Source organism: Nitratireductor sp. OM-1 (assembly GCF_003296175.1).
GTDB classification, from domain to species: Bacteria; Pseudomonadota; Alphaproteobacteria; order Rhizobiales; family Rhizobiaceae; genus Nitratireductor; species Nitratireductor aquimarinus.
Genome location: NZ_CP029209.1, coordinates 290,459 through 315,053, shown reverse-complemented (window position 1 = coordinate 315,053; position 24,595 = coordinate 290,459). Strand labels below are relative to the sequence as shown.

26 protein-coding genes are annotated in these 24,595 nt (G+C 60.9%); 8 read left to right on the top strand and 18 right to left on the bottom strand.

The features are described from left to right. Positions 1-50: 50 nt before the first annotated feature. Both DEJ54_RS20535 and DEJ54_RS20530 read right to left on the bottom strand, forming a co-directional pair. Complete coding sequence (locus tag DEJ54_RS20535) at positions 51-1,010, bottom strand: DctP family TRAP transporter solute-binding subunit (RefSeq protein WP_162742414.1); 960 nt, start codon at positions 1,008-1,010, stop codon at positions 51-53. A 207-nt stretch (positions 1,011-1,217) separates the two neighbouring features. After that, a complete protein-coding gene (locus tag DEJ54_RS20530) occupies positions 1,218-2,114 on the bottom strand; it encodes a LysR substrate-binding domain-containing protein (protein ID WP_113156625.1) in 897 nt (298 codons plus the stop codon). Positions 2,115-2,229: 115 nt separating this feature from the next. Here DEJ54_RS20530 and DEJ54_RS20525 point away from each other — a divergent pair, with 115 nt between their 5' ends. The 7 genes from DEJ54_RS20525 (at position 2,230) to DEJ54_RS20495 (ending at position 8,538) form a co-directional block, all read left to right on the top strand. Continuing rightward, complete coding sequence (locus DEJ54_RS20525; protein ID WP_113156624.1) at positions 2,230-3,420, top strand: PLP-dependent aspartate aminotransferase family protein; 1,191 nt, start codon at positions 2,230-2,232, stop codon at positions 3,418-3,420. Between the two features lie 32 nt (positions 3,421-3,452). Then, positions 3,453-4,331: an ectoine/hydroxyectoine ABC transporter substrate-binding protein EhuB gene (gene ehuB, locus DEJ54_RS20520; protein WP_113157119.1), complete on the top strand. Its 879-nt coding sequence runs from the start codon at positions 3,453-3,455 to the stop codon at positions 4,329-4,331. Between the two features lie 37 nt (positions 4,332-4,368). After that, positions 4,369-5,028: an amino acid ABC transporter permease gene (locus tag DEJ54_RS20515; RefSeq protein WP_113156623.1), complete on the top strand. Its 660-nt coding sequence runs from the start codon at positions 4,369-4,371 to the stop codon at positions 5,026-5,028. Beyond that, positions 5,018-5,677 carry an ectoine/hydroxyectoine ABC transporter permease subunit EhuD gene (ehuD, locus tag DEJ54_RS20510; protein ID WP_113156622.1) on the top strand — a complete coding sequence of 220 codons (660 nt, stop codon included), beginning with the start codon at positions 5,018-5,020 and terminating at the stop codon, positions 5,675-5,677. The genes DEJ54_RS20515 and ehuD overlap by 11 nt, the downstream gene beginning before the upstream one ends. Before the next feature lie 52 nt (positions 5,678-5,729). Next, on the top strand, positions 5,730-6,461 hold the full coding sequence (locus DEJ54_RS20505; protein WP_204360925.1) for an amino acid ABC transporter ATP-binding protein: 732 nt from the start codon (positions 5,730-5,732) through the stop codon (positions 6,459-6,461). A gap of 24 nt (positions 6,462-6,485) precedes the next feature. After that, positions 6,486-7,493 (top strand): succinylglutamate desuccinylase/aspartoacylase family protein, encoded by a 1,008-nt coding sequence (locus DEJ54_RS20500; RefSeq protein WP_204360924.1) that lies wholly within the window; start codon positions 6,486-6,488, stop codon positions 7,491-7,493. Positions 7,494-7,719: 226 nt separating this feature from the next. Further along, on the top strand, positions 7,720-8,538 hold the full coding sequence (locus tag DEJ54_RS20495) for an IclR family transcriptional regulator (protein ID WP_113156620.1): 819 nt from the start codon (positions 7,720-7,722) through the stop codon (positions 8,536-8,538). On the opposite strand, the gene DEJ54_RS20490 is transcribed toward DEJ54_RS20495, so the two are convergent. The 15 genes from DEJ54_RS20490 to DEJ54_RS20420 all read right to left on the bottom strand — a co-directional run bounded on the left by DEJ54_RS20490 (position 8,529) and on the right by DEJ54_RS20420 (position 22,137). Continuing rightward, positions 8,529-9,128, bottom strand: a complete 600-nt coding sequence (locus DEJ54_RS20490) for a pentapeptide repeat-containing protein (RefSeq protein ID WP_113156619.1) — start codon at positions 9,126-9,128, stop codon at positions 8,529-8,531. The genes DEJ54_RS20495 and DEJ54_RS20490 overlap by 10 nt on opposite strands. Then, positions 9,128-9,595, bottom strand: a complete 468-nt coding sequence (locus DEJ54_RS20485) for a flavodoxin domain-containing protein (protein ID WP_113156618.1) — start codon at positions 9,593-9,595, stop codon at positions 9,128-9,130. Before DEJ54_RS20485 ends, DEJ54_RS20490 begins: the two co-directional genes overlap by 1 nt. Continuing rightward, on the bottom strand, positions 9,592-10,842 hold the full coding sequence (locus DEJ54_RS20480) for an FAD-dependent oxidoreductase (RefSeq protein ID WP_204360923.1): 1,251 nt from the start codon (positions 10,840-10,842) through the stop codon (positions 9,592-9,594). Before DEJ54_RS20480 ends, DEJ54_RS20485 begins: the two co-directional genes overlap by 4 nt. After that, positions 10,839-12,332, bottom strand: coding sequence for an aldehyde dehydrogenase (locus DEJ54_RS20475; RefSeq protein WP_113157117.1), 1,494 nt, complete (start codon positions 12,330-12,332; stop codon positions 10,839-10,841). The genes DEJ54_RS20480 and DEJ54_RS20475 overlap by 4 nt, the downstream gene beginning before the upstream one ends. 13 nt (positions 12,333-12,345) lie before the next feature. Continuing rightward, on the bottom strand, positions 12,346-13,170 hold the full coding sequence (locus DEJ54_RS20470) for an aspartate dehydrogenase (protein ID WP_113156616.1): 825 nt from the start codon (positions 13,168-13,170) through the stop codon (positions 12,346-12,348). A gap of 4 nt (positions 13,171-13,174) precedes the next feature. Continuing rightward, positions 13,175-14,848, bottom strand: coding sequence for a thiamine pyrophosphate-binding protein (locus DEJ54_RS20465; protein WP_113156615.1), 1,674 nt, complete (start codon positions 14,846-14,848; stop codon positions 13,175-13,177). A gap of 10 nt (positions 14,849-14,858) precedes the next feature. Beyond that, a complete protein-coding gene (locus tag DEJ54_RS20460) occupies positions 14,859-15,647 on the bottom strand; it encodes an SDR family oxidoreductase (RefSeq protein WP_113156614.1) in 789 nt (262 codons plus the stop codon). After that, the gene (locus DEJ54_RS20455) at positions 15,647-16,573 is read right to left on the bottom strand and encodes a VOC family protein (protein ID WP_113157116.1); all 927 of its coding nucleotides are present in this window, start codon (positions 16,571-16,573) and stop codon (positions 15,647-15,649) included. Before DEJ54_RS20455 ends, DEJ54_RS20460 begins: the two co-directional genes overlap by 1 nt. Positions 16,574-16,593: 20 nt before the next feature. Further along, on the bottom strand, positions 16,594-17,406 hold the full coding sequence (locus DEJ54_RS20450; RefSeq protein WP_113156613.1) for an alpha/beta fold hydrolase: 813 nt from the start codon (positions 17,404-17,406) through the stop codon (positions 16,594-16,596). 7 nt (positions 17,407-17,413) lie between these two features. After that, on the bottom strand, positions 17,414-18,151 hold the full coding sequence (locus DEJ54_RS20445) for an SDR family oxidoreductase (protein WP_113156612.1): 738 nt from the start codon (positions 18,149-18,151) through the stop codon (positions 17,414-17,416). Then, entirely contained in the window at positions 18,151-19,182 is a 1,032-nt protein-coding gene (locus DEJ54_RS20440; protein ID WP_113157115.1) for a Rieske 2Fe-2S domain-containing protein, read from the bottom strand. The genes DEJ54_RS20445 and DEJ54_RS20440 overlap by 1 nt, the downstream gene beginning before the upstream one ends. A 64-nt stretch (positions 19,183-19,246) precedes the next feature. After that, entirely contained in the window at positions 19,247-20,014 is a 768-nt protein-coding gene (locus tag DEJ54_RS20435) for an ABC transporter permease (RefSeq protein WP_204360928.1), read from the bottom strand. A gap of 59 nt (positions 20,015-20,073) precedes the next feature. Beyond that, complete coding sequence (locus tag DEJ54_RS20430) at positions 20,074-21,048, bottom strand: ABC transporter substrate-binding protein (RefSeq protein WP_113156611.1); 975 nt, start codon at positions 21,046-21,048, stop codon at positions 20,074-20,076. Between the two features lie 26 nt (positions 21,049-21,074). Next, a complete protein-coding gene (locus DEJ54_RS20425) occupies positions 21,075-21,845 on the bottom strand; it encodes an ABC transporter ATP-binding protein (RefSeq protein WP_113156610.1) in 771 nt (256 codons plus the stop codon). After that, entirely contained in the window at positions 21,835-22,137 is a 303-nt protein-coding gene (locus DEJ54_RS20420) for a recombinase-like helix-turn-helix domain-containing protein (RefSeq protein ID WP_113156609.1), read from the bottom strand. The genes DEJ54_RS20425 and DEJ54_RS20420 overlap by 11 nt, the downstream gene beginning before the upstream one ends. 251 nt (positions 22,138-22,388) lie before the next feature. On the opposite strand from DEJ54_RS20420, the gene DEJ54_RS20415 reads away from it, so the two are divergent. Then, a complete protein-coding gene (locus DEJ54_RS20415; RefSeq protein WP_113156608.1) occupies positions 22,389-23,519 on the top strand; it encodes an FAD-dependent monooxygenase in 1,131 nt (376 codons plus the stop codon). Positions 23,520-23,616: 97 nt separating this feature from the next. Here DEJ54_RS20415 and DEJ54_RS20410 read toward each other — a convergent pair whose 3' ends face one another. Then, a complete protein-coding gene (locus DEJ54_RS20410) occupies positions 23,617-24,564 on the bottom strand; it encodes a cupin domain-containing protein (protein ID WP_113156607.1) in 948 nt (315 codons plus the stop codon). Between the last annotated feature and the right edge of the window lie 31 nt (positions 24,565-24,595).

Below are 24,595 nucleotides of genomic sequence, written 5' to 3'. Positions count from 1 at the left end.
CTCTCCTCCAGTCAGGCAAAGCGGGGACGCGAATTCCCCGCTTTTCATCCTCAATCGGCGATGGCCGTCACCCGATCCACGAGCTCCTCGCCCCATTCAGCCTTGACGGCCGGGATAACGAGCTCGGCAAAGGGAGCCCGATCCACATCGACGATCTCGACGTCATCACCATTGCGGAACTTGTCGAAGAGTTCTTCCTCGCGCGCCACGATCTTGTCGCTGAACATCACGGAGGCTTCACGCGTGATCTCGGCAAAGAGCTCCTGCTCTTCCGGAGTCAGCTTGCTCCAGAGCGGACCACCAAAGACCGACACCACGGACGAGGTGATGTGGCTTGTACGCGCAACATAGTTCTGCACTTCGTAGAACTTGTTGGATTCGATGATGGTGATCGGGTTTTCCTGACCTTCGACGACGCCCTGCTGCAGCGCCAGATAGACCTCCGCGAAGGAAATCGGTGTGGGATTTGCACCAGCTGCAGTCGGGAAAATTTTCCAGAGCGGCGCATTGGCCACGCGAATCTTCATGCCCTTCATGTCCTCGGGCGTTTCAATCTTCTCCTGGGAGCTCGTCTGGCGAGATCCGAAATAGAGGATCGACGTCACCTTGTTTCCGGTCTTGTCGAAATAGCCCTGCGTTACTTCCTGGAAGATGTCGCTGTCCTGATACTTCTTCCAGTGATCGTAGCTTTCCCAGATGAAGGGCGCTTCGGAGATGGCCATCGGCTTGTAGAACTGACCAAGGAAGGTCGGCCCCGTATAGGCCATCTGGATGCTGCCGATCTGCAGACCTTCGGTGATGGTTTCCTCATTACCCAGCTGGGAGCTGGGGAACACATCGACCTTGTACTTGCCGTCGGTGCGCTGCTCGATCTCCCTGGCGATCCATTCGGCCGCATCGTTGTAAAGGGTGTTGGCTTCGTAGACGTGGGCGAACTTAAGCGTTTCCTGCGCCAGGGCGGGCGTCACTGCCAGACCAATGACCGCTGCAAGGGTGGCGATACGTTTCATGATTGCTCCTCCAGTGCAAAATGTGCATGGGGCGACCATATTCTCCGATTTTTGGAATCATAGGCAGATATTGTGCAAAATTTGCACAACTCAGACCTCATGGCTGACATTGAAATTCACCTCTAACCCGTCGAAGCGAAGGCCACTCGAACCCACCCAATTCGAAAAAACTTACAGTTCTTGATCTGCCTGTGACCACACCGGTGGTTACAGAATCGAGGGCTTCGCACTGCTGTGTTTGCGCAACGCGTCCACAAGCTCTTTCAGCAGTCTCGATGGGCGACGGTTGGGAGGCAGGAGCAGGAGCGTTCGGAAGTAAATACTCGGTTCAAAGGGTTTCAAAATGAGCCCGGCATTCAAATAGGGCTCTGCCGTCAACGGGTTCACCAGACCACAGCCCAACCTCGCGCTGACCATGGCGCAAATCGTTGTGGAGTAAGGTGTTTCGATCACCGTGCGCGGCGTTCCACCGCTTTTTTCAAAGATAATATCCGCTTCACGTCGGGTCGTGTCCTCAGGCGCAAGAGCGATGAATGGGCGGTCATGAAGGTCCTCGGGCCGGATGACATCAAGATGCTCCAGAGGATGCCCTTCATAGAGCGCGATGCACGCCTTGTGAGTGGCAAAGGGCGATGCGTCGACGCCCGTCAGATCGATCTCATCCGCCGCCAGCCCGACGTCGAACTGCCCTTCGGCGACAAGATCGCGAACAACGGACGACATGCGCGCCTGCAATGTGATCGCCACATTGGGGTGCGCTTCCTGAAATGCGCGCAGTGCGCGTGGAACGATGTTCGTGCTCAGCGCCGAGAGACACGCAATCCTGATTTCGCCGGAGCCGAAATCCCGTATCCGCGCAGCCGCACTCCGCAAATGCCCCATCGAAATGAACGATGCCTCAACCTCCCGGTGAAGCAGCTGTGCCTCGGCCGTCGGCAGCATTCTGCTCTTCACCCGATCAAAGAGCGGAAAGCCAATTGATCTCTCCAGCTCCTGTACCGCCTTGCTGACCGCCGGTTGCGAAATTCTTAAGACCTCGGCTGCACGAGACGCCGTGCCATTGGTCATGACGGCATGAAAAACCTCGATCTGTCGCTGATTCATGGCCACCCTCCTCCCTCCACCTATAACCTTTGAGAATAGAGTTTATCAATCTTCATATTAGACGGAATAGATATCGCTGTGATGTAAGTGCGCCACAGCAAATGAAAGGCCCCCAATGAGCGATTGGACAAACTGTGTCACATCACCGGACGTTGATACGGAAGGCTTCAGAAGCCTTGCCTATCCGGTTCACCGCGCCTCCACGATCGTTTTTCCCGACGCGCAAGCTTATGCGGGGCGTCACGAACGCGGCCTGGATGGCTATACTTACGGGCTTTCCGGCACTCCCACTGTCCGCGCTCTTGAGCAAAAAATAAGCGCACTGGAGGGCGGCGGCAAAACACTGCTCGTCCCTTCCGGACAGGCTGCATCCGCGCTGGCCATACTCTCCTTCATCAAGGGAGGTGATCGCCTTCTGATAGCGGACAGCGCCTATCCGCCCATCAGGGATTTCGCGCAGCATGACCTGCAGAGAATGGGCGTGGAGGTTGCATTCTACGATCCGACTGCACCGGAAAAGCTTGAGAACCTGATCGACGAACGGACCCGAATGATCTGGGTCGAGTCGCCCGGTTCAACCACCATGGAAGTTCAGGACGTGCCGCGCATCTGCGCAATAGCGCACAAGGCCGGCGTTCTCGTAGGCTGTGACAACACGTGGGCAACGCCTCTCCATTTCAAGCCGCTGGCCCATGGCGCCGACATTGTCGTGGAAGCGCTCACCAAGTATTTCGCCGGTCACTCAGATGCATTGATGGGCTCCATAACACTGGCGGATCCCGAAAACGCAAAAACCGTCAGGGCAACCCTGAACCGGTTTGGCATCGGCGTCTCTCCGGATGAATGCTCTCTGGTTTTGCGCGGCATCGAAACGATGGCGGTGCGCCTGGACTATGCCAGCCGAACCGCCGCGAAGCTTGCGGAGCTGTTTAGCGCGCATCCGCTGGTGGACAACGTTCTTTATCCGCCGCTGAAGAATTCACCGGGACACGAGATCTGGCAGCGTGATTTCTCCGGTGCCAGTGCGGTGTTCAGTGTCGTGTTCAAAACGCCCGCAATCGCGCATGTGTCAGCTGCGCTGGACGCCCTGAAAACCATTTCGATCGGCGCATCCTGGGGCGGCACCAGAAGTCTGGTCGCGCCCATGCCGGTCAAACAGCACAGAACCGCACGGCCATGGACCGGAGACGATCTCGTTCTGCGCATCAGCGTGGGGCTGGAAGATGCCGCCGATCTCGAAGCTGATGTTCAGCGGCTTTTGAACGTGCTCGCAACCCATGCGACGGAAGACGCAATCGCGTCGTGAAACTCTACCAACAAACAAGAAGGGGAATGAAGATGAACACCTTACTCCGCAGGTCAGTCTTGCGCGCCGGGCTCGCAGCCATGATTGCGCTCACGGGACTGGCTGCTCCCTCGTCAACCATGGCAGATGAGGCGATCTCCGAGCGCCTGTCTTCCGGGACGGTGACAATCGGCATTCACAATCGGGCTCCCTGGGGTTTCCGGAATGCCGATGGCGAAGCCGTCGGATATCATCCGGATCTGGTGCGCACGGCTTTCGAGAAGCTGGGCGTCAGCAATATCGAGTTTGTGATCTCGGAGTTTGGCGCGCTCATTCCCGGATTGAACGCAAACCGGTTCGACATGATCGCATCAGGAATCGCGATCACGCCTGCACGATGCAAGGAAGTGATCTTCAGCGAACCTGATCTGTCGGTCGGCGACGGGCTGCTCGTCAAGGAAGGGAACCCCAAGAACATCCACAGCTACGCGGATTTTGCATCAAATCCCGATCTCCGTCTCGCCGGCGGCCGGGGGACGCTGAACTCGAAGAACGCCATGGATGCGGGCGTTCCCAAGGATCAGATGCTGCTGCTGCAGGACACCAACGCCCTCGTCTCTGCCCTTCTGGCAGGACGTGCGGACGCTGCTACCCTTTCCGCACCGAGCGTGGTTTCGTTCCTACAGGACCCGAACGTGAAGGGGCTGGAACGCGCAGTCCCTTTCACTGGCAAGGTTGTCGATGGACGGCCCGCAGCTCTCTATACGGCCATCGCTTTCCGCAAGGCTGATACAACGCTGCGCGATGCCTACAATGCGGAACTGAAAAAGCTCATGAACGACGGTACCGTCGACGAGATCATGAAGCGCTACGGCTTCACCGATGCCGAGAAAGCGCCGAACCTGCAGACGCAGGCGATCTGTAGCGAATAATGCATCAGTTGACCGCGACTGATCCGGAGGGTGTGCAGTGAGTTTTACAGCCACGCTTGCCGGCATTTTCGAGGGGCTCGGCGTAACAGCCACCATTACCTTCTACGGGATGATGTTCGCCGTGCCCTTCGCTCTTGTCTTTGGCGTTTTACAGCATTTCACCAAGGGATTTGCGCATCTGCTCGTGACCTCGATCATCGAGTTCTGGCGCAGTTCGCCGGTGATTATCCTGCTCTTCGTTTTCTACTACTCACTGCCAAGCTTCGGCATAACACTCTCCGGCATCACCGTGGGCGCGATGGCGCTCGGACTGAACATTGGCGGCTATGGCAGCCAGTCGGTCCGGGCCGCATTGCAGGCGCTGGATGTCGGCCAGGTGGAGGCAGGCAAGGCATTGGGTTTGCGGCGGATCGAGATCCTGGGCCTGATCGAGCTGCCGCAGGCCTTTGCAGCCATGATGCCGACTTTCATCAATCAGTTCATACAGCTGATCAAGGGAACGGCGCTCGTTTCGCTGATCACCCTCACGGACATGACTTTCCGTGCAAAGGAAATCTCGCAACTGCAATACGATCCGGTCGGCACTTACACGGCCCTGCTGCTTGCATATTTCATCGTCTGTTACCCCGCGACCATTCTTGGACGCTGGACGGAGCGGCGCGTGAGCATTGAAGGGAGGGGACAGCGTGACGTTTGATTTCGCCTTCGCCCTCTCCGTTCTGCCCACGATACTCGCCGCCGTGGGCACGACGATCTGGGTCGCCATTGCGAGCTGTCTGGGTGCTGCCCTGCTCGGCTTTCTTCTGGAGATCCTTCGCCGCAGCGGCCGTCTGTTCGGCTACACGATGCGGTTTGTCATTGACTTCATCAGGTCCACCCCGGTTCTGGTGCAGATCTACTTTCTGTACTTTGTGCTGCCGTTCTACGGCGTGACGCTACCCGCATACGCCGTCGGCGTTCTGGCGTTAAGCGTCTACTACAGCGGTTATCTGGCCGAAGTCTTCAAGGCGGGTATCGACACCATCTCGGCCGGGCAGTTCGAAGCAGCAACGGCACTGGGCCTCAAGCACTTCGACACCATCATATTCGTCATCGCACCCCAGATGTTGCGCAACATCGCGGCCCCGATGGGCAACTACTTCGTATCGATCCTGAAGGCGACGCCCTATCTGGCCGTGATTGCTGTCCCGGAAATGCTCGGCGCTGCGATGGAAGTCTCAAGCGACACTTTTCGCTACGCAGAACCGATGCTGATCGTCGGAGTGGTCTTCCTGATCCTCGCCGTATCGATCGCACAGCTCGTGCGTGTATTGGAGAACAAGCTCTTGGCATCGGAGAAACGATAACATGACTGCCGTAGAAGCAATGTCCACGGGAGTTGTGGGAAGCGCGCTGGAAATGAAGCCAGCCGTTGAAATCAAGAAACTCAACAAATGGTACGGCAAGCTGCATGTCCTGAAGGATGTCGATCTCACAGTCGGAACCGGTGAACAGATCGTCATCTGCGGGCCGTCCGGTTCCGGCAAATCGACGCTCATCCGCTGCGTCAACCAGCTGGAAGAGCATCAGCAGGGCGAGATCCGCGTGAATGGCCGCGAAGTCGGAACCAGCGTGCGCGCCATGCATGAAATCCGCCGGAATGTCGGCATGGTTTTCCAGCACTTCAATCTGTTCCCGCACCTCACTGTGCTCAGAAATTGCACCCTGGCCCTGACGCGCGCAAAACGCCTGCCGCGCCGCGAGGCAGAGGATATCGCGCGGCACTACCTCGCACGGGTCAAAATCCCGGAAAAGGCGGACGCCTATCCAAGCCAACTCTCAGGCGGGCAACGCCAGCGCGTCGCCATTGCACGTGCTCTGTGCATGCATCCGCGCGTCATGTTGTTCGATGAACCCACATCCGCTCTAGACCCCGAGATGATCAAGGAAGTTCTGGACGTCATGACGGAACTGGCCCGCGACGGCATGACGATGCTCTGCGTCACGCATGAGATGGGGTTTGCCAGAAAAGTTGCAGACCGTGTCGTGTTCATGGATGGCGGATCAGTGGTGGAGGAAGCACCACCCGAAACGTTCTTCGCTCATCCCGAGAACGAGCGGACACAGCGCTTCCTCAGCCAGATCCTTTAAAACTATCAGAGAGTATTGATCAGAATGTCTGACGTCAGCATGCTTTGGACCGGGCTTGATTACGAGCGATCTGGCAAGCAATCCGATTATCTCCGCCTGCCGCATTCATCGGACCTGTCCGCCTATGGGTGGATCCCCATCCCTCTGGTGGTCATCGCCAACGGGACAGGCCCTACGCTTCTGCTGACGGCAGGCACGCACGGAGATGAGTATGAAGGGCAGATCGCCCTCAACCGCCTGGCGCGCGAACTTCAGCCAGAGGAAGTGAATGGCCGCGTCATTATAATGCCCGCTCTGAACTTTCCTGCCGTCATGGCGGGGCGACGCGTCTCCCCGCTGGACGAGGGCAATCTCAACCGCCTCTTTCCGGGTGACCCGAAGATGGGACCGACGGCTGCGATCGCGCACTATGTCGACAGGGTTCTGTTCCCGAAATGCGATCTGGTGATCGACCTGCATTCGGGCGGACGCTCACTCGACTATCTGCCGCTGGCGCTGGCGCATCCCGGCTCGAGTGACGATCACAGAGAAAAAGTGATGGCGCTCCTCGATGCCTTCGGTGCGCCATTCAGCGTGTTGACCGATGGAAGCGGCGGTGGTGGGCACACCACATTGTATGCCGCAGCCGCCAAACGCGGTATTCCGGCGCTGACGACAGAACTCGGAGGCGGCGCAACCCTGTCGCCTCGCGGTTTGGCGATAGCCGAAACCGGTGTCCGTCGCGTCCTGAAGCACTTCGGAATTGCACCGGGCCTGGATGTCGACGACACGTCCTCGACGCGCCTCATGCGCTCACTGGGACGGGAAGCAGCGATTTACACTCCCGAAGGCGGGCTGTTCGAACCGAATGCCGATCTCGGCGAAATGGTTACAGCCGGCGATTTGGCCGGGCGCATCCACTTTCCCGATAGTCCAATGAGAGACCCGGTTGAACTCCATTTTTCAACCTCCGGCATGATCAGCTGCCGCCGCTTCCCCACATTGACGCAGCGAGGCGATTGCCTGTTCAACGTGATGACGGACGCCGAATAGGTTGGGTGTCTTCAAGCGCACGTCGTGGGGACCGGCCGGCATAGGCGAAATTTGAGGACTGGCAATGTATAACGCCCCGCCGCGGCCGATGCGCGCGCGGATTCTTTCAGGCAATCCAAGTCGTCGCTGCCGTCATATTCTGGGTCCATTCCCAGATAGCCATCTACTGCATGCTGTTCAAATATGATAGACGCGGCCAAATAGGAGCAATTCAGCGGGGCCGTTCGTGGCGGAAGAGCAAAAAACAGAAACGAAAGAACCACTTTACGTCGTTCCTCCCGTCACAAGGGCGATTGCACTGCTTCGTTATATCGCGGCGGGCAATCGGTGCCGCAACATCAGCAATGCCGCAAAAGCGCTCGACATCAATCGCACCACGCTCATCCGCCTTCTTGCAACGCTCGAGACTGAAAGCATCATCGAACCGATTGCCGACGATGGTGGTTATCGCCTCGGTACCGGACTGATCGCGCTGGCGTCGGAAGCGCTGAACGAACGCAGCATTCTTCAGGTGGCGCGACCGTTCCTCAAGCAGCTTGTCGATTCGCTTAACCTGTCAGCGCATCTTGGCGTTCTGGAGGGGCGTGAGATCGTGTATCTGGCGCGCGAAACGCCGAATTCCCACCTCGCCAGCACGGTGCGCGAAGGCACAAGATTGCAGGCCCATGCGACAACGATAGGCCGCATTCTTCTGGCGGAACTGCCGATCGCATCGCTTCGTTCGCTCTATGCCGGTCAGGCAATGGAATCCTTCACGACCAAAACGCGCACGACGCTTGCCGAGCTTGAAAAACAGCTACTGGCGGATCGCGCGCGCGGGATCGCCTGGAGCGTCGCGAATTTCGAACCTGAGATCGGATCCGCTGCGGTTGCCATCCACGACCACCAAGCGCGCGCCGTCGGCGCCATCAATGTAACCGGCCACGCCAGCGTCTTCGCCGAGGACGGGCCCCACGCCGGGAAAATCGAGCAGGAGCTCAAGGCCGTCGCACGCGCCATGTCCGAAGCGCTGGGTTATCGCGGCTGGTCAGCCGATCAATTGTAGGTGTAGCCGTAGGAAAGCGGGAAGGTGCCGCTCCGCAATCGCCTGTTTCCCACAAGCGCATTGCGCAACCAAAGGCGACCATGCACCTGCGTGTCAGCGAAGTCTGCGTTTTCCGGCAATTGCGCGGCCTCGCACCACAATCCGCCCAGCCATTCGGCCTTTTGGAAAGACGCCTTTCCCCGCACCCACACGCCGTGCAGCGAAAAATTCCCGTAGCACGCGACACGCTGAAAATTCGCTCCCATTGCAAAGTCCGCCCTGTCAAACCGTGCGATGCCGCGGAACTCCGCTCCTTCGAAACATGCTTCAGCAGCAAAAATCGCCTGATCGAAACGGGCATCATTGGTGAACACCGCACGCGCAAAAAGGGTCTTTCCGCCAAAACGCGCATTGCTGAACCAGCTTACGCCGAGAAAGCGGGTGCCCGTCGCATCGATACCGTCAGGAAAAGATGCGCCCGTGAAGTCCACACCCGTAAGGTCGAGCCCGGCTAGATCCAGTGTGCCCTCGCAGACGATACCGGAAAGGTCTACGCAATCTCCGTGCCTCCAGGGTGCGCAGACCAGCGCCCGTATCTCGGCCGCCTTCATCACGCGGTCTCGCTGACTTTTTCCTCGGCCAGCGCCACGATCTGCGCGGCCCAGGGGAAAGCCAGATCTTCAGCCATATCGCCGCCTGACGCATCATGCGTTATGCGCTCGCCGATCTGCACCGCGCCCTGTGAGGCCAACAGTTCCGCAAGCCCCTTGCTGCCGAAGCCGAAAGTCTCTTCGTATTCGCTGTCCCCCAGACCGAAAATGCCGAAATGGACGCCTGCCAGATCCGGTGTGGATGCCTGCAAAGCGGCGGCAAAGGGCTGCGCCGAAGCCGGCAATTCGCCATCGCCATATGATGAACAGACAATCAGATAAAGCCGGCCGGTCTCGAATGAGTCGGGCGAAAAATCCGACAGATTGCAGCAACCGACATCGTGCTCGCCCGAAAGCTCGCCCACAATGTCCTCGGCCAGCATTTCGGCATTGCCGGTCTCGGTGCCGTAAAGAAGCATAATGTTCATTGTTGAGGCTCCTTTTTCTGAAAAGCGAGCGCCAGCATGGCGTCCCGCGAAGCGATCTTGGCGCGGCAGCGGTTCTGCGGGGCGGCGGCGATTTCGGCTGCGTCGATGCGTTTCCAGCCCTGATAATCGACCGCATCGGCCCATGCTGGAAAAGCGTTGCGGCCTGGCTTCACCGCCGATCCGCCATTTGTCTGCAGATCAGTTAGAATGCGCTCTGCAAGACGCTGCGCATCGGCGCGGTTGTCAGGGATGGTTCCCTGCGGGCCACGGCGAAACCAGCCCGTCGCATAAAGGCCAGCATCGATGACACCGGCTTCCGGGTCCACAGCCCCGCCGATCATCGCATCGCGGGGCAGCCCTTCCTGCGCCGCGAACCCAATCGCGGTGATGAAGGCGCTGCATGGCAGGACAAGGGGCTCGCCCCGCCTGTCTTCGAAACGGGCCTCCTGAAGACGACCGTCGACACCGGAAAGCTCGACCGGGGTAAGGCCAAAACGAAAAGTGATGCGACGCTCGCCGGAACCATGACCGTCAATCGCTTCGAGCGCTGCGATCTTCTTCGCCGCAGCCGGGTCGTCGCCGACACCCGCATCAACAACGCGGATGCTCACACCTTCAAGCTTCGCCAGTTCCTTGATCATTACGGGATCGAACTTCGCGGCGGCTGCCGGCGAACGGCCGACAATCTCTATTTCCTCAATACCGGAAGCGGCCAGCCACGCGGTCGGCCCTGCGCCCAGATCGGAACCGGCAAGTTCCTCCGGCGTCTTTGCAAGCAGGCGCAGAATGTCGATGGCGACATTGCCATTGCCCATGATCACCACCCGGCTGCCCAGTTCAGGCAACGGCTCGGCGTCGGGGTGTTCGTAGAGCGCCCGCGTAAGGCGACCCGCGCGGTGGACGCCCGACAATGCCTCGCCCGGAATATCAAGCGCGCGATCCGCAGACAATCCGGCGGCGAGCACCACCGCGTCATAAGCCGCACGCAGATCATCGAGGCTCACATCATCGCCGATTGAGACATTGCCGATGAAGCCAGCGCCCTGACGTTCGAACAGGCGTTCGAACTGGCGGATAACGCCCTTTGTTCCCTGATGATCAGCCGCCACGCCATAACGCACGAGGCCATAGGGAACGGGAAGGCGATCGATCAGGTCGAGCCTGAGATCCGGCTCGGCCTTCAGCAGCGCCTGCGCCAGATAACAACCGGACGGGCCCGAACCGACGATGGCGACCGCGCGGCTCATTTTGCCTGCACCGTGGCTGCCGCCCAAGGGTGCGGTGCGCCCGACAGGTCGGTGTAAAACGACTTCTGCGCCATGTAGGCACGCAGGCCCTCGCGTCCCTTTTCGCGTCCCATGCCGCTTTCCTTCTCGCCACCGAAGGGCGTGGAGATCGAAAACTGCTTGTAGGTGTTGATCCAGACGGTGCCCGCGCCGATGGCGTTGCCGACCCGCCAGCTCTTGGGGAAATCGCGGGTCCAGAGACCACAGGCCAGGCCATACTCATTGTCGTTGGCCTGCGCGATGACATCTTCCTCACTGTCAAACGGCAGAACCACCAGAACAGGGCCGAACACTTCCTCGCGGCAGATGCGCGCCTTGTTGTCGACGCCGGCCAGAATGGTCGGCAAATAGTAAGCCCCCTTGTCAAAGGCCGCCCCCTCGGGAGCGCCGCCGCCAATGAGCACTTCAGCGCCCTCTTCGCGCGCCCGGCGAACATGTTCTGCAACGCTGTCGCGATGATCGATGTGAACCATCGGCGCAACCTGCGTGTCGGCCTCGAATGGATGCCCCACCCTCAGCCTCTGGGTCGCAGCCACGAGGCGTTCAACGAACTGGTCGTAGATCGGCCGCTCGACAAACAGGCGCGCACCGGCAATGCAGCTCTGCCCGGTGGAAGAGAAGATACCGAACAGCACACCGGCCAGTGCCTGCTCGATGTCGGCATCGGCAAAGACAATCGTCGGAGACTTGCCGCCAAGCTCCAGAGAAACCGGCATCAGTTTCTGCGCCGCTTTCACGGCAAGGGCGCGGCCCGTCGCCGTGCCGCCGGTAAAGCTGATCTTGGCGATATCGGGGTGCTCGACCAGAAGGTTTCCGATCTCGCGCCCTGCGCCGGGAAGCACCGAAAACAGCCCCTTGGGCAGGCCTGAAGCCTCAATGATCCGCGCCAGCTCCAGAGAGACGAGCGGCGACCAGGAAGCGGGCTTCAACAGAACCGCATTGCCTGCCGCCAGCGCCGGAGCAACCTTCTGCGCGTCCGAGGCAATCGGCGAGTTCCAGGGCGTGATCGCACCGACCAGGCCCAACGGCTCATGAACCGACATGGTCAGCGCGTCGCCGCGCTGCACCGTGAGCGCCTCGTCCGCGCTCTCAAGCACCGCACCGAAATAGCGGAATGTGCCGGCGGCGGAAGCAGCCAGCGCCCCCGTTTCCCGCAGGGTCTTGCCCGTGTCACGGCTCTGGATATGGGAGATGCGCTCGGCATTCGCCTCGATGCCGTCCGCAATGGCGTAGAGGAAGCGTGCGCGCTCGTGCGGCTTCAGATTGCGCCACGCCGGGTCTGCCTGCGCCTGTTTTGCCCGTTCGATGGCGCGCTCCCCATCGACGACGCTCGCGCCACGAAGCACGCGGTTGACGCTGCCATCGGCGGGGAAGATCGAGGTGATTTCAGCCCCGCTCCCCTCTTCCCATTCTCCAGCGACGAAGAGCTTGTTCTGCGGCAGTTCGATCATCTTCGCCTCCATCTCAAATCGCCACCGGGCCGATCCGGTTCCGGATCTCCCGCAGCACGCTGTAAACCGTTGAAACGGATGTCTTGGCGTTCCCTGCCGACGGCAGGTTCTCGATGCGCATCGTGTATTTCGCCAGCGGCGAGACAACCGAGTATTCATGGACATTGCCGGGCGCCGCAGGATCGGCAACCAGCTCGACCTGGGTCGCCTCAAATCCGGCTCCGGCCAGCGCCAGCGTCGCCGCGACATTGGCGTTCTTGGGGAATTCCCGTGCGGCTTCACGCGCCGTGCCACGGAAAAAGATCGCGGCATCGTCCAGTGCGCCAAGATCAAGCGCCTGCTCGGCCGGCGTTCCACTCCAGGCTAGCGGTGGCTTGGAGCCACGGTAGCGCACCTCCAGTCCACCGGCGGCTCCAAGCGCGGCCAGAAGATCCACGCCTCCCACTGCGCCAGCAGGCAGGATAAGCCGCGCCCCACCGGCGCTGGCGGCCGCCCGCAATTCCTTCTCCAGCGCTTCATCAGAGAGCGCGCCAATCGAGACGATCACCACATCGATGCCGGCGTGCAAAACCGAAGGAGCATGCGCGAGAACCGCAGCGTGTCCGGCGCACTCGACCACCAATTCGGGCCGATGAGACAAAAGCGCCTGCGCATCCGTGACCACGGCGAACTCTCCGGCCACACTCGCGAATTCACTCGTCAGACGCGCTTCCGTCTCGTCCACCATTTCCGGCAAAACCAGCACAGCCAGATGCTCAAGCGGCGCATCGAGCGTTTGCTTCAGCTGGGTGAGCAGGGTTTGCGCGATGTTGCCAAAGCCGATCATTCCAAGCCGCATCGCTCTATTCTCCCTTGCCCGCAGCACCTGCCGGCGGGCCGGCAAACGCCTCGTTGAACGGGCCAATCGCGCACATATCGATCTCGATCAGCTGCGGTCCGTCAGCGGCCACAGCCTCATCGAAGGCAGCGGGGAATTCAGCAACATCGCTGATCACCCGATGCGGCATGCCGATTGCTTTGCAGAACCCGGCAAAGTCAGGCGTCGCCAATGCCGAATAGTGTCGGCGGCTGTCATATTGCGCATCCTGAATGTTCTGGATCACGCCGTAGGCCTTGTCGTTCATCAACAGGTAGACGAGCGGCGCATTCTCCTCAACGGCGGTAATCATCTCGGCAAGACCGAGCATCGTCCCGCCATCGCCCAGAAGCGTGATCGCCTTGGCTCCCCTGGTGGCGACCGCCGCCCCGACACCCATGGCCACACCCTGACCTATGCCTCCACCCAGCGCGTGAACGCCGAGTTTGGGATCCGCAATCCGCACATAGCGATTGCCGAACGTTGAGTTCGAGATGGTGACGTCGCGAACCCAGGGATGTCCGTTGGAGAAGATACGATCCGCAAGCGTGTCGGCAACAACCCGGTAGGGGCCGAGAACGTCACGCATCCGGCCTTCCGCTTCAGCCCGCGTGCGGGCGATGTCGAAGGACAGGTTGGTGTCAGTGTCGAGCGTGTCCGGCAAGCGCTCGAGCAGGCGGGCCAGCGTGTCTGCGGCATCACCGTGAGCGAAGACCTCAACCGGATAGTTCCGACCGCCCTGCGCCGCATCGGCGTCGATCTGCACCAGAGGCCGGGGCAGCGGCATCTTGTTGTTGCGGGTTTCATTGCCGCGCAGACGCGAACCGACAACGATCATCAGATCGCAGCTCTTGTAGAGCTCGACGGCTTCCGGAGTCATATTGAACGCGCCCAGGCTTGCCGGCTCTGCTTCCGACACAATGGCGCGGCCATTGGTTGATGTGACGACGCCAAAACCACGCCGCATCAACTCAGTGGCTTCCTTGCCGGCGTCGCTTGCGCCACCACCAAGCCACAGTAGCGGGCGTTTCGCCTTCTTCACCAGTTCGGCGATTTCGTCGATCACACTCTCCGGCGCAATTGGGCGGATCGGCTGCGGTTTATGGATGCGCGTGGCCGGACACGCCGGCGTTCTCTGAACATCGACGGGAATTTCCAGACTGACCGGTCCGGTCGGCGCGGAAAGCGCAGCCGACACCGCTGCGGTGAGCGCGCCAACCGCTCCGTTTGCGTCCCACATGCGGAACACTGCCTTTGAGACGCCGCGCAACATCTCCGGCTGGCGCGGCACATCATGGATCGCAGCGCGGTCGCGGTCGGCAAACTCCAGATCGACCTGCGTGGTAATGTGCAGAACCCGCGAGCCGGCGGTCAGCGCCTCGGCCTGCGCTCCCGCCGCATTGCCGGCAGCCGTTCCCGTGGAGGTCAGGCAGACACCCAGCTCACCGGATACACGGGCAAAGGCATCGGCCATGTTCATGGCGCCCGCTTCGCCGCGCGCCGGCACGAACCGGATACGCTCCTGCCGCGCGATGGCGTCGAGGATCGGCATGTTGTGAATGGAGATGACCCCGAACACGGTGGTAACGCCGATCTCTGCGAGATAGCGGGCGATAAGATCCCCAACCGTCTCGGAGGCTGTGATTGTTTCGAGTTTCATCCCGTGTCCTTCAAATGTAACGAGACAGGCCGCCCGAAACCTCGAGCTGTGCGCCTGTGATGTAACTCGCCGCCGGCGAGCCAAGAAAAGCGATTGCCGCAGCGGCTTCCGCAGGATTGCCAAGACGGCCGAGTGGTATGCCCTTCTTTGCCGCCAGCGCGCCGTACCAGTCGGCGCGGCTCTGGGTCTGGTCTTCGCGCTCTGCAAAGCGGCGCGACCACTGACCGGAACCGACAAGACCGAGCAGGATCGAGTTGACCCTCACATCAGGCGCGAGTTCGACGCTCAGCGATTTGATGAGGTTCTGCACACCGGCGCGCGCCGAAGAGGTGCAGACCATGTGCGGCTCGGGCTGGTAGGCAAGAAGCGAGTTGACCGCGACGATGGCTCCCTTCGCCCTGCGCAGCATCGGCAGGAAAGCGCGTGTCGGGTGGATCTGGCTGAACAGCTTCAGTTCGTATTCAGCGCGCCAGTCATCATCTGTCGTTTCGGCAAAGGTGGAGATGCGCCCCTGCCCGGCATTGTTGACCAGGAGGTCGCAACGCCCGAAGCGGTCTTCCACGGCGCTGGCGAAATTCTTCACCGCATCCGGTTCGAGAACCGAGAAGGCACGCGCCATGACACGCTCTTCGCCATGGTCGCGAACCATTACGGCCGCTACATCGTTGAGTCTGCTTTCCGTGCGGGCGCAGAAGGCCACGCTCGCTCCCGACTGGAGCAGCGTCTCAACCGTGGCCAGGCCTATTCCCGAAGAACCGCCGGTGACCACCGCGACTTTGCCGTCATATCCGTAATGCATCAGATGTTGCTCCTGGCGGGTGCGAGTTCAGGAAAACCGGGATCGGGACGCCCCTGCATCACGGCGCGCTGAGCCGGCGTCGGCGGACCAGCCGTCATCCAGCGGTCCATCGCCTCGGGCTTGTCGCGCGGCCAGACCTGCGCCTCGTGTGTTGCCTCATCGATCTGCTGCAGCTCGGAGGTGAACTCGATGACGAAGCCCGACGGCGAGACGAAGTAAGCGAACGGATTGTTGCCCGGCCCATGCCGGCCAGGCCCCCAGGTGGGCACATGCCCTTTCTGTTTCATGCGGCCGATACCCCGCATGAACTCGTCGATGGACGGCATCTCAAACGCAACGTGGTTGACGCTGGCATAGTTGCCGCGCACCAGTGCGATGGAGTGATGATCCGAATTGCAGCGCAGGAAAACCATCTGGTCGGCCGAGTAATCGGAAACGCGAAAGCCCAGAACATGGGTGTAGAATTCCTGCACGCCTTCCATGTCCGGCGTGTTCAGCACCACATGGCTCACCTTGCGCGGCTTGGCCCATTCGGGCTCTTCGTCAAGGCTCAGCGCCTCGGTGCGGAAACGCAGTCGCCGGTTGTCCGGGTCCAGCATCTCGAAGCCATAGCCGCCGGCATGGTCATCGAACGGCCCCGGCTTGCCAAGCGCGATGCCGCCGCGCGCAACCACCTGGCTATGGAGCGCATCCATCGAAGCCCGGTCCGGCATGGCGAAATGCACATATTCAATGCCGTAGACAGGTCCGTCCTTCAAACCATAGAGAAAGGGTTCGTCCCCCGTGCCCCGGAGAAGCGCTATGCCGTCCTCTTTGTGGGCAAGGCTCAGGCCCCACATATCCTCATAGAACGGCAGCGTGGCGGTGATGCCCGGCCCACGCATCATGATGCCGCGAAGGCTGCCGACACGAACTGTTTCTGCCATGTTCATTCCTCCTTCCGGCCTCAACCGGCTGTTTCCGCAAGCGCTTCCAGAGCCGCTGCAAAAGCGGCGGGAGCCTGCTGATAAAGGGCGTGTCCGGCGTCAGGCACGAGCGTGAGCGCGCCGCACCATGGCTGACGCAGAGCCGCATGGGCGCGACGCGCGGAGTCGGGTGGCGTCACGACATCCTCAGCCCCGACGATGACGTCGGTTGGCACCTGCAGTCGCTCCGCATCGTCAAGCAGACGACCCGACGCCAGCATGCGTGCGGCCTGCGGGTAACCCGGGGCGCTGACCAGCGCCATGCCGTCGCGCACACGGCGCACGATGTCCGCATTGGCCTCCGGCTGGTAGACCAGCCGTGGCGCGCGCAGATCGGCGAATTCCTCAGCGCCCAACATCTCCAGATCATCGATACGCGCCTGAGCAGCCGCGCTCAGCGCTGCGCCGCGCGGGACACCATGACCAAGTGCCGGCGAACTCAACAGGAGATGGGCGACGCGATCACGATGCCCACTGGCGAATGAAGCCGCCATCAGGCAGCCGAGCGAGTGACCGGCAAGAAGAACACGGTCCAGCTCAAGCCGATCAAGAAACGCCTTCAATGCACCTGCATAGTCGCTCGCCAAAGGCCATTCCGCGTCGAGCGGGTCCGATCCGCAATAGCCCGGCGCGTTCCAGGCGACGACGCGCCAGTCGCGTGGCAAATGTGGAAGAAGCGGAACAAAAGAGGCCGCGTTTGAACCGACCCCATGCAGCATCACCAGCGTCGGGCCACCCGAACCGGGGCGCTCCAGATAGTCGATTGTGCCGGATGTGTGCTCTTTGAAATTCATGACCGCCTCAATTGAAGACAAAACCATTGTTGACCGGCAGAACCTGCCCGGTCAGCGCGAGTGCTCCCTCGCTCAGCAGAAAGGCGATGGCGTCGGTGATCTCGTCCGGGGCCTGTTCTCCGGGCACTGCCCGCCCTTCGGCGTAGAGCCTGTGACGAGCCTCCGGCACATAGTCGGTCGATTCCGTTGTCAGAATACCTGGAGCGACGGCTGTCACACCGATACGGTCGGGCCCCAGTTCGCGCGCCAGCGAGCGTGTCATCGACATCAGCGCTCCCTTGCTCGCCACATAGGACATCAGGCGCGGCGCGCCCCACAAAGCCGTATCCGACGCCACATTCACGATACGCCCGGATCCCGACGCTTTCAGAAGCGGCGTCACCGCACGTGTCATCAGCCACGTGCCGCGCACATTGACCCGCATCACCCGGTCCCAGCTGTCGATGTCGATCTCGTCGAACGGTATCCCGCCAATGCCCGTCGCTATCGCGCCGTTGTTGACGAGGCCATGCAAAGTGCCCGCGCACACCTCCTCCAACACCTTGGCTGCGGCCTCGACCGAGGCTGGTTCGCCGAGATCAAGCGCGATGAAGCGCGCGCCTGTTTCTTCCGCGATTCCCCGCCCCTCTTCCTCAGCGATATCCGCGAGCACGAGGTTTGCACCCTTTCGCGCCAGGCATCTGGCAATCTCCGCACCAAGGCCGCGCGCGGCCCCGGTGACGAGTATTGTGCGTCCCTCAAGCATCATTCGGCCGCCATCTCGGCCTCGACCTGGCTCTTGGCGGCGCGCGTCAGGATCTGCCTGACGCGGGAAACACCGAGATCGTGCTGGTAGAGCATTTCGCGCTTGCGCGCGTCATCGGGCATGCCCTCCAGCATGACCCGGTCCTGCTCGAGCACATCCCAGTGGGTCTTTTCCAGCCGGGCCCGATAGAGAAAGCGCCAGCTCTCACGCGCCAGACCCGAGACCTGCCGCATGCGCCAGAAGAAGACCTTGCAGCTGTTGGCGTCGAGCGGGGTCACAAAACCGATGATGCGGAAGACGCCACCCGGCCCTGCGGCCGGCGGATACGGAATCTCCAGGAAGCAGAACATCGAACCGGGATGCACCTCGAATTCGGTCCAGTCGAAGTTCTCCCCCACCTGTCCCACCCGGCTGACCCGGAAACCGGCATCGGTCTTGTCGAGCTTCATCAGGTCCTGCTTGGAACCGAAGGCCAGGGTGAAGCTCTCCGCATGCAGGTAGCAGCCATGCATCGGGTCGGCGAGATTATCGAGCGCATAGCGATAATTGGCCTGCCACTCGCCGGTGCACAGAAAACCCGTCCAGTCGTCACTCGTCAGCTCTTTCGGCAGCGCCAGCGGCGGCGCTTCCGGCTCCTCGATCGACGGCACGTAGACAAACACTGCATTGCCGGCTTCCGCGACCTCGAAAGACTTCAGCGCCTTGCGCCCCTCCAGTGCGCATTCCGGCATCGCCGGCACCCGCACCACCACACCGTCGCCATTGACGACGACGCCGTGATAGCGGCAACTGACGTTCCCCTCATGGATCTCGCCATAGGACAGCGGCGCGCCCCGATGCGGGCAGAAGTCCTCGACGCAGCGCAGCCGGTTCTCGGCATCGCGCCACAGAACGATCTTGTCACCAAGCAAGCGCGTGCCGTAAGGCCTGCTCGCCTTGATCTCAACCGATTTGGCCACCGGATACCACTGGCCACGCAGACCGGAGTTCACGCGCTCCTCGATCAGCGATTTCTTGTCGATGCCTGTCATGTCCGTCTCCGTCATGGATTTCCGAAAGCCTCCCGCTTCCGGCGGTGATGATTGTTGGAAGCGCCTAGTGCTGGGCTCTCGGCAAATAGTGCAGCACCCGATCCTCGATCCGCACGAGCACCGCGTAGAGCAGGAAACCGATCACGGTGAGCAGCACGATGGAATTGAAAACCATCGCCGCATTCGCCTGTCCGCCACCGTAGGAAATCAGAAAGCCAAGGCCCGTGTTTCCACCGACCAGTTCGCCGACCGTCACGCCGATCACCGCGAGGGTGGACGCAATCCTAAGCCCGGCCATCAGGTTCGGCAGGGTGGACGGCATCTCGACCTTCATGAAAATTCCCCAGCGGGAAAGATTGTAGGCGCGCGCCAGATTGACCAGATCACGGTCGACCGTGCGCATTGCCTGCAACACGTTGACCAGCACCGGGAAGAATACGATCAGAACCGTCACCAGCAGTTTCGGCATGGCGTTGTAGCCGAACCACATGATGAAGAGCGGAGCGAACGCCACTTTCGGAGCGATCTGCAGCGCGAGGATGTAGGGCGAAAGCACCTTCTCCCAGAACTCGGACATTCCGAGCAGATAGCCGATCACCGCGCCAAGCAGACTCCCGATGACAAAGCCGAGCACCGTGTAGAGCGCCGTTGAGAGCGTGTGCCCCACCAGCCCTTCCTGAAGCAGCATGCGCTTCATCTCGCTCAGGCAGTCTGTCACCGTCGGAATGATGAACTTCGGCACCCCGAGCGCCGGCGGCAGGAACTGCCACGCCAACAGCACGAGAACGAGAAGCGCCATGCTGGCAAGAAATGTGCTGCTCTGCGTCTTCATGAGGGGCTTTGCCACCTTGGCCGGGGCTTTCGCCCCGGTCTCCATCGAACTGACCTCTGTCATTGGACGAAATCATTCGTGTAGAGGTCTTCAATCGGGACGGCGGTCTGGACAATGCCGCTGTCGACATAGAACGCCTGCACTTTACCGATACGTTCCGGATCGAATGCGCCGAGAGGCTGATTTTCACCTTCAGGATAAACCAGTGTCGCGTAGGAGCGCAGGATGCCCTCGATCTCGGCTTCCTTGCCTGCATGCTGCGGAACGGCGGCGACATAGTCCTTGGCGGACTGCGCCGGATCGGCAGAGATATCGGCAACCGCCTTGAGCACCGCGCCGACGAAACCGCGCACAACCTCGGGACGCTCTTCGATGGTCTTGTCGGAAGCGATGATGGCCTGCGCCATGGCGGGGAAGACCTCATCGACCGGCATCTGTTCCATCTCGACGCCGGCAGCCTCGATGGCGGCAATCCATTCCGGCACACCCGACATGGCCTGCAGATTTCCGGCAATGGTCAACTGAATGATGCCGCCGGGGCCGACCGCCTGAATGTCGGCATCGGCCTTGCTCAGTTCAGCAGAAGCCAGAACGCCCAGAAGATTGTAGTAAGTCGTGTCCTGGAAGGCGAGAACACCGATCGACTTGCCCTTGAGGTCGGCAGGGCCGGTGATGCCGCTGTCCTTGCGCCAAGCAAGCTGCGTCAGGCCGCGTCCGCCGAGCAGAGCCACACCACGAATGTCGAGACCGTTGGCGCGAACGATAATCGGCGTATCGCCGATGCCGCCGCCGAGATCGGCGTTACCGACAGCCACCTGCGTCGCCACATCGGCGCCGCCCTTGCCCACCTGGAACGTAACGTCGAGGCCGGCGTCACCGAAATACCCCTTGCTCTTGGCAAGCTGGAATGGCGCAAACGCGGGCAGAAAATCAGGCGCCGGGAACAGATATGTCACCTTTTCGGCGGCGATTGCGGTGCTGGCAGTGGCCGTCAGAATAACAGCGGCGAGAGCCGATTTAAGCATGCGTCTCATCAGAATTCCCCTTTGTTTCCGGCCAGTCAGATGGCTTTTTCTTCCAGCTTCAGATGTTTGAATATCTGCGCCGCATACTCGCTGACTTCCGGCATCACCCGGCGTCGCAGCGGCTCCTCGCGATACGGCAAATCAACCTTGATCTCGGCCACCACGCTGCCCGGTCTTTCGGAAAGAACCAGAATGCGGTCTGACATAAGAACCGCCTCAGCCAGATCATGGGTAATCAGCAGCGTTGTCTTGCCAGTTTCAGAAATCGTTCCGGCAAAGCTGTTTTGCAGCAGCAGCTTTGTCTGCGCATCAAGCGCGGAGAATGGTTCGTCGAGCAGGACAATTTCCGGCTTGATCGCCAGTGTCCGCGCGAGCGCCGCACGCTGGCGCATGCCGCCGGAGAGCTGATAGGGATAGTGCTTCTCGAACCCTGCCAGATGACAGCGTTTCAGCTCCGCCATCGCCCGGTCCCGGCGTTCCGATCTGGCGACACCGCGCGCTTCCAGCCCAAACTCGACATTCGAAACGATATCGCGCCAGGGCAGAAGCAGATCCTTCTGCAACATGAAACCAACATGTGCATTGGGACCGCCGACGAGCTCGTCGCTGACCAGAACTTCACCGCGCGTTGGCTGGTAAAGGCCGGCCGTCATGCTCAGGATTGTGCTCTTGCCGCAACCTGACGGGCCGACCACAGAGACGAACTCGCCTTCATCGACCCGGAAGTTGATGTCGTTGACGGCGACGAGGTTCTGCCCGGTTCCAGTGGTGAACTCTTTTGTGACCGAGCGAAACTCAAGCGCCATAGCCATGCGCCTCGTATGCAGCGTCGAGTTCTTTGTTCGTCGCCACCAGCTCTTCTGAAAGCAGCGCCTCAGTCCAGTCGGACCGGCCAGAGCGCGGCGCAACGACACCCTTTTCGGTCAGTTGCCGCGCAACGGCTGAAAAATCGTGCTCACCCGTGGCGTAAATCGTCATCAGGGCGTCGGCGAATGCGACTTCGCGCTCATCCAGTTCACGCCCGCGGCACTGATGCTCCAGCCCGGGACGCCCAGTGTCGAAGGCGCGCTGCGACAGGCGGTCTTTAAAGGCGTCCATCTGTTCCTCCCAACCGATGTTCAAATAAGAACATATTGTTCAAATTTAGAATGTCGAATCCCGGCCGGCTTGTCAACCGCCCCTTTCCGGGGCCTCCTGTGGACATCAGCAGACGCCGGATCATGTGTGGGAGCAGGCACGAAAGGATCACCCCATCGGCCGACAGGAGCGCGTTGACAGTGTCCACTGCACACAATATCGTTATTTTTTGAACTATACGTTCTTATTTGAACAAATCGGGAGTGAGTTGAATGAAGATCGGCATAGCCGGCGGTGGCGTCGGCGGAATGGCAACGGCGATCGCGCTGCAGAAACAGGGGCACGACGTCACGATTTTCGAGCGCGCCCGCGCCTTCGGTCGCATCGGCGCCGACGTCAATCTCACCCCCAATGCGGTGCACGCACTGGACGGGCTGGGGATCGGCGACCTGCTGCGCAGAACCGCAGCACGCCCTGAATACCGCATCAGCAGAACCTGGGATACTGGCGAAGAGACTTCGCGCCTGCCCATGAGCACGGCAGCGGAGGAACGTTACGGCGCGCCGCAATTGACCATTCACCGCGCTGACCTGCTGACCGCACTCGAAAACGCACTGGCGGAAAAAACGATCCGCTTCGCCACCGAGGTCACCGCAGCCGAGCAGACGGACAGCGGAGCAGTCGCCATTCTCTCCGATGGAACACGATTTGAAGCTGACGTTTTGATCGGCGCGGACGGCATCCACTCGGCTGTGCGCCATTCCCTCTTCGGCGAGGATCACCCGCGCTTCACCGGCCTGGTGTCCTACCGCGCCGTTTTCCCGCGCGAGCGCGGTGACGGCATTCCCAATCTCGATTCATTCACCAAATGGTGGGGCCCGACGCCTGCACACCAGATCGTCACCTTCCCGCTCAATCTTGGCACCGAGATATTCGTCTTTGCCACGACGCCGCAGGAAGACTGGACCGAGGAAGGCTGGACCCTGCCGGGCGACATCGACGCGTTGCGGGCGGCCTACGCCGATTTCCACCCCGAAGCCCGCGCCCTGCTAGATGCCTGCGAAACGGTCACCCGCTCCGCGCTGCATGTGCGCGAACCGATGGAGCGCTGGTCCAGTGGAGCAATCACGCTTCTGGGCGATGCGGCGCACCCCATGGTGCCGTTCATGGCGCAGGGCGCATGCATGGCCATTGAAGACGCTGTCGTTCTGGCTCGTGCACTCGATGGCGTCACGCCGGCTTCCGTACCGGAGGCGCTGAAGCGCTATGAAACCGCCCGCATCCCGCGCACCGCCGAAGTCCAGCGGGGATCTCTCGCCAATGACTGGCTGAAACAGGGCACCAATGCCGACTGGGTTTATGGCTACAATGCCTGGGCGACGGAGCTTGCCGAAGCAGCTTGAGGGCGGTCAACCAATGCAGGTAGCTTAAGCGAAGCAGAAATGACTGCGCCCCTGACTTACCAAAGCCAGGGGCGCATTTTCATGGATACGAACCAGACTATGCCGCTTCGTAGACAATCCCGTCGGGCTCGGACGAGCCGATGACCGACCAGACCGTTGCTGGCGCTGCGGAATTGTTGCGGAACCAGTGCTTGCGACCGGCCGGCGTCTTGACCAGATCGCGCAGTCCGAGCTCCACCTCGACGGTCTCGCCATTCTCTTCCCAGCCGACGATGAGCGATCCCTCGAGAACGAGATAGGCGTCTTCGACGTCACGGACGATCGGCTTGATGCCGACCTGTGAAGGAATGCCCAGCATCTCCTTGCGGCAGGTGTCGTGAGCAATGCCACCCTCACCCACATAGACCTTGCGGGTGAAACCAGCCTCTTCCCAGATCGTCGGCAGTTCGTTGTGACGCACAACATACTGCGCCATCAGCTGCTGCAACGGGTGGCTGCCATTACGGTCGAAAGGCAGCGTCTTGCCCGGCTCTGCGCCAAAGCTGCGCGCCAGTTCCGCCGGATGCTCCTTCGGGTGGTAGTGATAGACAGGCGGCAGCGGCTTGCCCACATCGACAGAGATCGACATCAGCACCGGCGTCACGCCATCGTTGCGGAAACCATGACCGATCTCGCGGGCATTGAGGATCATGTCCTTCGCGCCAAGCTTGACCTCGACCACTTCACCGTCACGCTCCCAGCCAACGACCAGAACGCCATCGATGATGAGGAAGCTCTCTTCGATCTCATGGCTATGGCAGGCGGCGTATTTGCCAGGCTCCTTGTGGATCAGGCTCAGCGTGAAGTGATCGGGCTTCAGGGTGGACGTGTCGCCAACCTTCGGCGATCCGCCAGCGCCGATATAGCGCATCTGCGCACGGGCCAGATCGTCGAACCCGGCATTCGACGGAAAAGCGTTCCAGTCAAAGGTCTTGTCGGTGAAACGGCCCGTATGCGCGGCAAGGTCCTGGGCAAGAGCTGAAGCGGCGGTCGTATGTATCGTCATCGTTATTCCTCTCTCCTGAGTTGGCCGGACG